At 56.5% G+C, this 12,500-nt stretch carries 5 protein-coding genes; 2 read left to right on the forward strand and 3 right to left on the reverse strand.

Annotation, left to right across the window (positions count from 1 at the left end):
- Window positions 1-121: 121 nt before the first annotated feature.
- On the forward strand, window positions 122-1,834 hold the full coding sequence (locus WA354_RS17715) for a CRTAC1 family protein (protein ID WP_472814348.1): 1,713 nt from the start codon (window positions 122-124) through the stop codon (window positions 1,832-1,834).
- 3 nt (window positions 1,835-1,837) lie between these two features.
- On the opposite strand, the gene WA354_RS17720 is transcribed toward WA354_RS17715, so the two are convergent.
- From WA354_RS17720 to WA354_RS17730, 3 genes are all read right to left on the reverse strand, one after another.
- Window positions 1,838-2,941, reverse strand: a complete 1,104-nt coding sequence (locus tag WA354_RS17720) for a tetratricopeptide repeat protein (RefSeq protein WP_472814349.1) — start codon at window positions 2,939-2,941, stop codon at window positions 1,838-1,840.
- A gap of 111 nt (window positions 2,942-3,052) precedes the next feature.
- Window positions 3,053-6,058, reverse strand: a complete 3,006-nt coding sequence (locus WA354_RS17725; RefSeq protein ID WP_472814350.1) for a VWA domain-containing protein — start codon at window positions 6,056-6,058, stop codon at window positions 3,053-3,055.
- Window positions 6,059-6,258: 200 nt separating this feature from the next.
- Entirely contained in the window at window positions 6,259-9,399 is a 3,141-nt protein-coding gene (locus WA354_RS17730; protein ID WP_472814351.1) for a VWA domain-containing protein, read from the reverse strand.
- A 390-nt stretch (window positions 9,400-9,789) separates the two neighbouring features.
- Here WA354_RS17730 and WA354_RS17735 point away from each other — a divergent pair, with 390 nt between their 5' ends.
- Window positions 9,790-12,309: a tetratricopeptide repeat protein gene (locus WA354_RS17735; RefSeq protein ID WP_472814352.1), complete on the forward strand. Its 2,520-nt coding sequence runs from the start codon at window positions 9,790-9,792 to the stop codon at window positions 12,307-12,309.
- Window positions 12,310-12,500 lie beyond the last annotated feature (191 nt).

Genomic DNA, 12,500 nt, shown 5'->3' on the forward strand with positions numbered 1-12,500 from the left:
GAATTTGAACGACACGCATTGCTTTCACAGAATAGAACATCCGTGAGTTGCGCGGCTCTTCCAACGCTGTACAGATAGTAGAATCCAAGTGGGGTAGCACAGCTGCCGCCCTTTCTTTTTCATGTGCAGGTCTGCATTCATCCCCATCCATCTCGCGGCGCTGGCGCTTGTTTCATGGGCTCCCTGCAGCATCCTGCAGTGTCAGCAGACGGCTGCGTCCGCGCAATCGCAGGCCCCCATCAGATTCGAACTCAAGAAGCTTCCATTTCAACTCGACAGCAGCCTCAGCCCCGCTAAAAATGTTCCTGAAACCATGGCTGGAGGTGTCGCCGTTTTTGACTACAACGGGGACGGCCGCCCTGATATTTTTTTTACCAACGGCGCTGATATTGCGACACTCGAAAAGTCTTCGCCGAAGTATTACAACCGTCTCTTCCGCAATAATGGCGACGGCACCTTCACGGATGTCACAGAGCAAGCCGGGCTCAAGGGCAAAGGATTCGACGTCGGTGTCGCAATCGGCGATTATGACAATGACGGGCACCCCGACATCTTCGTTGCCGGCGTCCACGGCAACACCCTCTATCACAACAACGGCGACGGCACCTTCACCGATGTCACCAAAAAGGCCGGCCTCGATAAATGGAACGATCCCGAATACGGCCCGCTATGGGCAGTCGCCGCCGTCTGGGTCGACGTAAACAACGATGGCCTGCTCGACTTGTTCGTCGTCAACTATCTGCAGTGGACCTATTCGAATATTCCCAAGTGCGTCATCGAAGGTGTCGCTGAGTTCTGCCATCCCCGCTACTACAAGGGACTCCCCAACCAGCTCTTTCTCAACCAGGGCGATGGGACCTTCAAAGATGTCTCGAAGGAGTGGGGCATACGCGATCACGTAGGCAAGGGCATGGGCGTGGGAATGGCAGACTACGATCTCGACGGCAAGCCCGATCTTTTCGTAACCAACGACGCAGAGTACGCCTTTCTCTTTCACAACCTGGGCAACAAGTTTGAAGAAGTAGCGTTCCAGACCAATGTTGCTCTCGCCGAAGATGCCGCATTCATCTCCGGCATGGGCACCGATTTCCGCGACGTCAACAACGATGGATTCCCAGACATTGCCTACGTCGCACTCAAGAGCCAGACGTTTCCCATCTACCTCAACACTGGCAAAGGCGATTTTGCTGAGGCCACTGCGTCCAGCGGCATGCGCGCACTAAGCATGGGCATGTCCGGCTTCGGGCCGGCTTTTTATGATCTGGACAACGACGGCTGGAAGGACTTCTTTGTCACGCGGGGACAAGTCACGTCTGTCTGGCCGCCCGGCTACAAGTTCGCTGAACCCAATGTTGTCTTCCGTAATCTCGGAGCGAGCGGAAAATGGCAGTCACTCACCGCTGAAGCCGGATTCACTGAGGCTACCGCGGCACGTCATCGCGGCTGCGCCTTCGGCGACTTCGACGGTAAAGGCCGCATCGACATTGTTGCAACCAGCCTCGATAAACCAGCAGAGTTGTGGATGAACCGCAGCCCCAACCTCGGCCACTGGCTCGACATTGCTCTGCACGGAGTGAAATCGAATCGCGATGGAATTGGCGCTCGCATCAAGGTAGTGACTCCTGCCGGAACGCAGTACAATCACCAGACATCCAGCGTCTGCTACGCCTCTTCAAGCCTTGGGCCTGTGCACTTCGGGCTCGGCGCGGAAACGAAGGCCACCACAGTTGAGATTCATTGGCCCAGCGGCATCGTTCAGACGCTCGAAAATGTTGCGGCGAATCAGATTCTCAAAGTCACCGAGCCAGCCCAATCGGCAGTACCGAAAAAATAGAGATCACTGCTTCGGCGGTCCGGCCTTCTGCTGTTTGGCTTCTAATTGCGCCACAATGTCCCGCTCTCTTTGTCCATCATCCGGCCGATGCAGCTTGTAATAAATCGGAGCAAGCTCAATGTGTGGATCGAGCCAGTTGGGATCAGCCTTCACCAGCTCTTCCAGAGTTTTGGCAGCCTCCGCATATTTTCCGGTCATGGCGTTCAGCTTCGCCATCTGCAGTCGAGCCATGGGCGAAGTCGGCTGCAGTTGCAGCGCTAGTTCCAGCATCGGCGTGGCCTTTTCCAAATCTCTCTGGTTCAACCGCATCGTTCCCAGGTACAGATTTGCCATGAAGTCCCGCGGGTCCGCCTTCAGTGCCTCTTCAAACGCAGGCTGTGCTGCCTCTGTATCTCCCAGCGCATCGCGTGCCTGTCCGGCCATCGTGTATAGACCGGGAAAATCACCATGCAACGCGATCGCGGCGTCAAGATCAGTTCGCGCCTCGTGAAACTCACGGCGATGCAATCGCGCCGTTCCCGAAATAAAGTATGCGTCCGCCGACTGTGTTGCCTTTGCCACTTTCTCCATGCGCGGCAGGCCAGACGTCGCTTCACCGTTATCAATCAGCGCATAAGCCAGGACGTACTCCAGGTCCATGTTGCTTTCGTGTCCGGCCTCGAGAGGCGTCAGCATCGCCGCCGCTTCACTGGACTTATTCAGCTTGATATCGGTGTATCCCAGCAGGACGGCGGCAGCCACATCCTGCGGCCGCGCAGCATGCACCGCTGCAAACGCTGCATGCGCGTTTTCCATGTCACCTTTTTTGTAATAGGCGAGGCCAAGATTCATCCGCACGGCCGTGTTGCCCGGAGCCATTGCGAGGACCTTCGTGTCTTCCTCAATGGCCGCATCGAATTGACCCGCCGCAGACAGTGCCGCTCCAAGATTTGCACGCGCCTCAGCCAGTTTCGGATCGATTGCCAGCGCTTTACGATAAGCGTCAATCGCTTCGTTCAGGTCGTTGTGTTGCTGGGCCGCAATGCCCTTGCGCAGATAGTCATCCGCCTCATTCAGGGTCGCAGGCTTGCTGGTCTGCGCCCATGCTCCCTCGAGAGCAAGTGCCATCAACAAAATCGAAACGGATCGCATACTTATAAGGATAAAGCAACTATGCAGCGTCGAGATTCGATCACAATTAGGCAACGCTGCCACTTTCTGTCATTTTGCCCTGTTCGCCTATTGCTTCTGATTCTCCACGGGCTTGAAATCCACGATCTTCATCGCCGAGCCATATTTTTTGTAATCCCGAAACTCGATCGTATTCAGCACCGCCTGATGATGGCTCTGCCGCACGCGTACCTCCGCGCTGATCGGCATCAAGTAGTCGTGCCCATTGATCACCACGTAGTCGTAATCAACCCCCATCACCGACGCCTGCGTGGGGAAGTCCTTTGGCATCCCCTCTGCCTGCAGGCTGATGCGACGCACGTTGTGCGTGGCGGAATCGATGAACACCTGCCCCCGGAAACCCACCATCAATTGCACACCGTTCGATCCAACAACAGAAAACATCGAGTTGTCTTTGGCGACGCTGTAGTCGAAAACCTGGACGGTGCCAGAGCCGAGGGCGTCGGTTTCCTTCCAGTGGAAGTCTGCCTTCGCGGTCGGTGCAAACACCGCCTTAAGCACGCCACCGAGCTCTCCGCCGGAGAGGGTGCTGCCCTTCTGCTTCAACAGGGCGTCACGGTCCTCCGTGCTGGGCTGCCCGTTGATCTCGAGCATCGTGTGAGTCTCGCTCTTGTCGCGATAACGCAGTAGCTCGGCAATCGTGTCGCGATGCTTCCAGTTTCCAGTGCCGCTCGCATCCACCGATCGGTTGGTCACCTCAACGCACATAAAGTTGGGCAGCGATTCCGTATACCCGACAGCTCGCGCCCGCGCGTCGGCGAGAACTTTCTCGATCTCTTCGGGCTCGGGCGGGGTTACGGGGTTGGTTACGGCAGTGATGGCGAGCAGACCACCACTGTAGGTATCGTTGGCTTCACTGGTAGCGGTCAAATCTCCCACGGCGCCTCCGCCGTATCCTCCGGCAGCCGCGGAGCCAGGCGTAAGCCGGTCTCCCTGTACGGTAAACGAAAGCTCCTGCGACGCAGTCTTTCCGCCCTGCGTCATCATCGCCTTCACTTCATAAGCTCCAGGCGCCAGCGCGGAACCCTTGAAGCTGGCGAGGTAGGGTACGGCGCTTTCTGCAGAGTTCAGCTTCAGCGGCAGAGGTGCGCGGCGGCCCGGATGCCCGTTGCGGCTCGCTTCCATCTCCAACGTTACGGGCTCACTCGACTTCGGATCCGGGTGCAGGATGAAGAAGAGCGACACATTCTTCGTACCCGCAGGAATAAGCCCGACCAGGTTCGGCGTGATCTTTCCTTTTTCATAACGCATCGGCTCGAGCGGATCATCGTTGTCGTCGTTGATTGCATCCACACTCTTTACCAGGACGATGGGACTCAACGCCGGTGAGGCCTGCGACTGGGGAACCTCAAAGACCATGCGCTGTGCGCCGGCCTTCAAACCCTGCTCATCGTAAACAGCCGCCTCAAGCATGTATTGGCCGGGAATGGCGAGGAAATGCCGTTGCAGAATGATGCTGGCGGCAGGATCGGTCTGCAGCATCTCAACCGCCCCGCGTTTGGAAATATTCTCTCCAAAATGCTCCACGACCGTCCCGCTTTTGTCTTTGATCTCCGCCACCACCGACACGTGCGCCGTGAAGAGATTTGAGTGCGTGTCCTTGTTGATTTCCAGCGCAGATATCGGAACTTCAATCGCCACAGTGCTGGTGTTCCCATCCGGCAGCTCACCGAATTGCAGCACCGCCGCGTGAAACTTGACGTCCTGCGGAAGGTTCGATTGGTTGAAGAGCCTCAGCAGCGGCACTTCGAACGGCCGTATGCCCGCTTCTGCCCCGGGCGCCAACGCAAAATATCCGGTCTTTGTCTTAATGTCGAGCCGGGCGTTGACCGGTTTCACAGCAATAGTCCGGAACGAGCCATCGTAATCCTGAATGGGTGGGATGTAGGAGGCCTCATAGAACGTCGTCATATCCTGTAGCATCTGCTCGAGAGGCCTCTTTACGCTGTCCTGCGCATCGATGTACAGGCCACCAGTATCCTTCGCCATATCGGCCATGGGATTCTTCGGCGCCGCCAGCGCTTTAAAGTCGAACCCGTTTCTCTGGAAGTCTGCCATCTGTGCAACGTCCTGCTTCTCGCCCCATACCGCTCCCTGTGCGCTCGGAGTTCCCTGAACTCCTGCGATCCCTTCTTGCTGATTCGGTATTACGGTCGTATACGGGGAAACCGGAATCGGAGCAGGATTGAACGCTTTCCCGCTGTTCGCAAGGGCATTCACCATCTGGTATCGCCCCTCGCTGTTCATTGCATCCAGGTCGACGATATAAATACTCACCCCCGCCTTGCCCGCTGCACCCGTAATGGTTTTCACCATCTCCTTGCCGGCGGAGTCCATCTGCATGTTTTGCGTGAAATAGATGAGCGACTTTCTCTCTGACATCTTTTGCTGGGATTGGATCAAGGCCAACAGTCCTGCGAGGTTTGGAAACGTGTGCTGGTCCTGCATTACCTTTTGCGATTCCTGGAGCGCGGTCAGCAAGGTCTGGTACTCGGCACGCGTCTTCATGTCCACGTGGGTCCCGGAAGGATCGGCGCCGGTCCGAGCGACTGCGATCAAGTATTTCTCGGCATCAGCAGCGGCTTTGGTGACGGTGGGATCTGCCTCATCCTCCCTGCGCACGATTCCGCCGGTGTAGGTCAGCTGGATTCTCTCGGTCCGATCGGCGGCAGCTTTTTCTGTAAGGATTTTCACCGCATCGGCTGCGGTATTGTGGTCAGTAAAGCCCTGAATCAGACGCAGTCGCCCTGGGATATCCAAAACCGTATACGAATAGCCTTTTGAGGGCAGCATCTTGATGATTTTCAGAGCAATTACTTGTACGACTTTGGCAGTGGGACCCGTGAAATGATCGAAGACGAGCGTAACAAGGTGGCCTGATTCAGCTGCATTTCCGCTCAAAAAACGAAAGCCCGTCAATTTGACCGGAACATCGTTATCTGTGACCACGAAATCTTCCGGCTTCAGGTCGAGAACTGGCTTGTGTTTCTTATCCTTAACTACCAGATCGAGCGTGACCTCATTCGCGTTCGAACTGAGGGTCGGAACCTGCATGGTCGCATCCGGGGAAGTTGCAGATGCTGGTGGCGCCGGATTCGGAACGGGTTGTGACGCTGGTGGAGTTTGTCCCAGAGTTCCGCACGCGCCAATCGCTAGTAACGGAACTGCGCACCACTCATAAAGACTGGACATCAATTGGCCTCGATCTGACCATGAATTTCCGCAGCCCTGCCCCCGTCATCTGCCGGCGTCGCCTATTGCTTCTGATTCTCCACGGGCTTGAAATCCACGATCTTCATCGCCGATCCGTACTTTTTGTAATCGCGAAATTGAATTGTATTCAACAACGCCTGGTGATGAATCTGCCGCACACGCAACTCAGCGCTGATCGGCATCAGGTAGTCATGGCTATTGATGCTCACGTAATCGTAGTCGACTCCCATCACCGACGACCGCGTGGGAAAATCCTTCGGCAGATCGTCGGCCTCGAGGCTAATACGCCGCACGTTGCGCGTGGCACTGTCGATAAAGACCTGCCCGTGAAATGCGACCATCAACTGCTGATTGTTCGACCCGACCACCGAATACATCGAGTTGCTCTTCGCAACATGGTAGTCAAAGACCTGCACGCTGCCGGAGCCGAGAGCGTCGGTTTCTTTCCAGTGAAACTCTGCCTTCGCCGAGGGTGCAAAGACCGCTTTCAACACGCCGCCTAATTCTCCGCCAGACAATGTGCTGCCCTTTTCCTTCAGCAGGTCGTCACGGTCTGTAGTGCTTCGCACACCATTAATCTCCAGCATCGTATGCGTCTCGTTCTTGTCGCGATAGCGCAACAACTCCGCGATCGTGTCTCGATGCTTCCAGTTCCCCGTCCCGCTCGCATCGACAGATCGATCGGTTATCTCCACACACATGAAGTTCGGCAACGCATCCATGTACCCCACGGCGCGCACACGTGCATTTTCAATAAGTCTATTGATCTCATCCTGCGAAGGCGGGGTTACCGGATCAGTGACCGCAGTGATCGCAAGCAATCCACCGGAGTATGTATCATTTGCCTCGCTGGTGACAGTCAGGTTTTCCGCGGCGCCGCCGTGTCCCCCTGCCGTGCCCCCGCCTGTCATGACACCATCACCCTGAACCGTAAACGCAATCTGCTGCACTGCAGTCTTCCCACCCTGGCTTATCGTTGCCTTCACTTCATAGTTTCCGGGTGCCAGCGATGCGCCTTTAAAAGTTGCGAGATAAGGCACAGTTTCTTTCGCATCATTCAACATAAGCGGCAGCGGCGTTCTGTGCCCAGCATGGCCATTGCGGCTCGCTTCCATCTCAAGCGTTACAGGCTGCGTTGAACCTGGATCAGGGCGAAGAATAAAGAATAGGGAAACACCCTTCGTACCCGGAGTCACAATCCCAGCAAGATTCGGTGTAATCTTCCCCTTCTCATACCGCATCGGCTCAAGCGGATCCTCGTTGTCATCGGTGATCGTGTCAACGTGCTTCACCAGAACGATCGGGCTGAGATATGGCGATGTTTGCGTCGCCGAAATTTCGAAGACCAGCCGCTGTGCCCCGTACTTCAGCCCATTCTCGTCGTGCACTGCCGCTTCCAGCATGTATTGCCCTGGAACCGACAAAAAGTGCCTTTGCAAAATGACGCTTGACGTTGGATCGGACTGCAGCGTTTCAGCCGCGCCGCGCTTCGTGATGTTCTCACCGAAGTGCTCCACCACCGTGCCGTTTTTGTCCTTGATCTCCGCCACAATCGAAACATGGGCAGAGAAAAGATTGGTGCGTGTGTCTTTATTCGCTTCCAGGGACGAAATCGGCACCTCAATCGCAACCGTGCTGGTGTTCCCATCGGGCAACTCGCCAAACTGCAACACTGCCGCGTGAAACTTCACGTCCTGTGGCAGGTTTGACTGGTTGAAGAGATTCAGCAACGGAACTTCAAAGGGCCTGATGCCTGCATCGGCTCCCGGCGCAAGTGCAAAATATCCAGTCTTCGTCTTGAGAGTCAGGCCTGCACGTTTCGGTTTCGCAACAATAGTCCGAAATGCTCCGTCGTACTCTTCGATCGGCGGCTTATACGTCATCTGGTAGTAGGTCGTCATGTCTTCCAACATGTCCTGGAGCGGCTTTTTCAGACCGTTCTGCGCATCGATGTAGATACCCCCCGTGTTCTTCGACAACTCCGACAGAGGGTTCTTTGTGTCGATGAGCGCAGTTGGGTCGCCCCTGCCCCGCATGAAGTCCGTCGCGAGCAGCACATCCTGTGATTGGCCCCACATATTTCCGCGGCCGTCCGGCGAGGGAGCTCCCTGAATGTCTCCACCGCCCCGCTGCTGCAGCGGAATTCCGGAAGAAATCGTGTGCGAGACTCCCGACCCGTCTGTAACCGTTGTGATCGTTGGAGCCGGGGAATAAGGAGCCTGACCATTCAGGTTCGCGTTGTCCTCCTGGTAATTCTTTCCAAAATTGACCGCATCCATGTCTACTGTGTAAATGCTTACGCCCGCTTCTGTGGCGGCACCAGCGATCGTCTTCAGCATTTCCTTGGCCGCGTTGTCTAGCAGCATATTTCGCGTAAAGTAGACGATCGTCTTTCGCTCGGCGATATGCTGTTGCGCACGAACCAGCGCCAGCAATCCCGCGAGATTCAGCATGGCGTGCTCGTCATGCCGAATCTTTTGTGAATCCTCCAATGCCGTCAGCAAGACCTGGCAGCGGGCACGCTCCTCCACGCTCACATGAGCACCGGCGCTATCCACTCCGGTCCTTGCGACTGCAATCAGATTCTTCTCTGCTTCGCTTGAGGCCTTTGCCCTTGGCGCATCAGCCTTGTCTGTGGCGATGTTTACAGCGTTGGTGCGAGTGGACTCGAGCCGCGTTACCTCGCTTGCTGTCACGATCCCGATCGCCTGCTCCACCGCATGACGGTCCTCGGTATACCCCTGAAGCAAGCGCAACCGTCCTGCAAAATCGAGTACCGCCAGCGAATATCCTTTTTGCGGCAGAACCTTCACGACCTTGTTCGCGACGTTCTGGGCGTCCTTCGCCATCGCTCCTTCAAAACGATCGAACACAAACGTTACCAGGTGTCCGCGGCTCGAAGAAACATCCCCCTGCACAAGGCGAAAGTCCTTCAGCGTTACGGGTATTCCGTTGTCTGTAACTTCAATATCTTCGGGCTTGAGATCGAGCACCGGTTTGCGATGTTTGTCCTTCACGGCGAGATCGAGCGAGACCTCGTCAACGCCCACGCTCATGCCCTTAACCTGCTCCGGCTCTGCATTCGGCTGGGCTGGAGGTAGCGCTTGACCATAAACTGCCGGCGCCATCACGAAAAGAGCGATAACACCGAACGAAAAATGGCGAATTCTATTCAATCTCATGAGGTCCCTGGAGCTCCGCCGACGATTACTCATACGGTAGCCTGATTTCTGCGTACCAGCGATGCACTTGTCTTTACTGTCCATAGCCCTGAAAAAGCCTTTTAGCTGTTACTTTAGAGACGCGCGAGCACGCATTTCTGACTCGTGCAATTCTACTCGCGTGCCGGCTTCTCGCGCCCCAGCAGAATCGGCGAATTCCGCCCGGTGAACCTGCATATTGCACCCCCTGCCGCATGTCCCAGCAACCCAACTTTTAGGGCAGTAGAGAGCGCGACAAACCCTTCCCCGGCGAAATAATCCAGTTTTCGTGTGGGATCCGCTGGCTCACAGATGTGAGCTATCTCACAGCCCATGCAGGGTCCTTTCCTCAAGAATCGAGTGGGAGACTGCATGCAAAGGGTGTTGATTGGGACCGCCGCAATCCTGCTGGCCGCCGGTTCAGGCGTTGTAATTGAGGTCGCCGCTAAGGCCAGCCACCCGGTTGCCGGTGCAGTCCCTGCTTATCTCAAGCCCGTCCTGATGGATGCCGCCCCGCCCGCCACGGGGCCCATTACCATCGACGTGCCCATCAACGGCACAATTTATCCGCCCGACCTTATCCCGCCACAGTTTGCCTGGCGCGACGACAATCCCGCCGCCAACCTATGGCATATCGAAATCATCTTTGGCGATAAAGCACGACCCATCCAGGTCTGGTCTGACGGCGAGAAGATGCAGATGGGGCCGATAGACGAGACTCTGACCGGCTACGTCCCACCCACGCTCACGCCAGAACAAGCCGCCGACCATACCTGGCGCCCCGACCTCAAAACCTGGGAAGAGATCAAAAAGCACTCTGTTTCTCAACCTGCCAAAGTCGTCATCACAGGATTTGCGAACAAGCAGACCGCCGAGCCTCTTTCACGGGCGGAAGCAGTCATTTCCACGTCCAAAGATCCCGTTGGCGCGCCGATCTTCTATCGCGACGTTCCGCTCATTCCGCCTGACCCCGACACTGAGCAGCGAGGCGTGATCAAACCCCTCCCGGATTCCGTGCTGCCCAAGATCAAGTGGCAGTTGCGCTACGTTAATCAGACCGAGAGCAAGGTCATGATGACCAACCTGCCCACCTGCGGCAACTGCCACTCCTTCTCGCGCGACGGCAAGACGATGGGCATCGATGTTGACGGTCCCGCGAATGACAAGGGCCTCTACGCTTTGATTCCGATCAAAAAGACGAGCACCATCTCGAACGATTACCTGCTTCGATGGAGTTCTTTCTCTGAGGAGCACTCACAAAAGCGCTTCGGCTTCATGAGCCAGGTCTCGCCCGACGGTAAATATGTCGTCAACTCAATTGATGTGCCGCACGCACATGGCACCCGGGTGCTCGATCGTCTCTACAACGGCTTCTACGATAATTATGGCTTCGGCCAGGTCTTCTATCCGACCCGCGGCGTTCTCGCCTGGTACAGCAGGGAGACGGGCAAGCTTCAGCCCCTGCCCGGAGCCGATGATCCTAATTTCGTGCAGACCTCCGCTTTTTGGAGTCTCGACGGCAAGTACCTCATCTACTCTCGCGCTGCCGCTCGCGATCCCTATCCGGCCGGCAACAAGCGTTCCACATACGCCAACGATCCCAACGAAACGCAGATCCAGTACGACCTATATAAAATCCCGTTCAACGACGGTAAGGGCGGAACTCCCGAGCGCGTTGTTGGCGCATCGGAAAACGGGATGAGCAACAACTTCCCCAAGGTCTCGCCCGACGGCAAATGGATCGTCTTCGTCGAATGCAAGAATGGCCTGCTGATGCGCCCCGACAGCAAGCTCTATATCGTGCCATTCGAAGGCGGAGAAGCACGCCCGCTCGAGTCGAACCTGCCGCTGATGAATTCGTGGCACACGTTCAACCCCAACGGGCACTGGTTGGCCTTCTCTTCAAAGAGCCCTTCGCTTTACACGCATCTCTATCTCACGCACATTGACGATCACGGTCATGCCAGCCCGCCTGTCGTGGTTGAAAACGCCACCGCTGCCAACCGCGCCGTCAATATTCCCGAGTTCGTCAACCTTGGCCCCGAGGGACTCGACCACATCGACACACCCGCTATCGACTTCTACCGTGAATTCGACGCGGCACAGCAACTGCAGGATGCGCACAAATACGCTGACGCCGTTCCTGCATGGAAAGTGGCTGCCGATAAAGATCCCACGGACGCGCGCCCCTGGAACAATATGGGCGTAGCGCTCGCGGCCAGCGGCAAAACCACTGAAGCCATCACTGCTTACGAGAAGTCTCTCGCGGTGAACGACGACAGTTCTCAGGCCCACAACAATCTCGGTAGCGCTCTTGCCGAAGCCGGCCGCCTTGATGAGGCGATGGTTCAGATTCAGAAGGCCATCTCGCTCGATCCTGACAACGGCGCGGCGCACATCAACCTCGGCCACCTGCTCGAAGTGACCGGCCATCGCGATGAAGCAATCCAACAATTGACGCAGGGTATCCAGATCGCGCCTAAAAACGCCGACGGCCATAACATTTACGGCGTTATCCTCGCCCGCGAAGGAAAGATGGATGAGGCCATCGCGGAACTCCAGCAGGCCGTGAAGCTTTCGCCCAACTCTGCTGAATGCCATTACAACCTCGGCCGAGCTTACGCCGCCACCAGCCACTTCACTGAGGCGCTCCCTCAATTCGAAGCGGCCGCAAAGCTAACCGGCAACCGCGAGCCTGCAATCCTCCAGATGCTCGCCGCGATGTATTCCGAGACCGGGAACTACCATCAGGCCGTCATTATCGCTCAGCAGGCACTTGAACTTGCCGAGCAGCAGAAGAACGCCGATCTAGCCACGGCTCTCCGCGGCAACCTCGACCGCTACCAACACCAGGCTGACAATGCTTCGGGAACCGGCCGCACGCAGAACTGAGCACACGCTCCTATTCCTAGCCCGCACACAAAGTTGACAGTGTTCGCTTCCCACGCCCTCCTGCCATCGTCTGAAAACGACTGCTCCCGTTGCGCCGCGTCCGCGCCGATTCCCCACCGGATTGTGTGAGGCTGCCGGTCCCTTCAAATCACAATTTACTAAATCGATAAACCTGTGAATAAATTGGATTC

This window comes from Occallatibacter sp. (genome assembly GCF_049802275.1).
Classification (GTDB): domain Bacteria; phylum Acidobacteriota; class Terriglobia; order Terriglobales; family Acidobacteriaceae; genus Telmatobacter.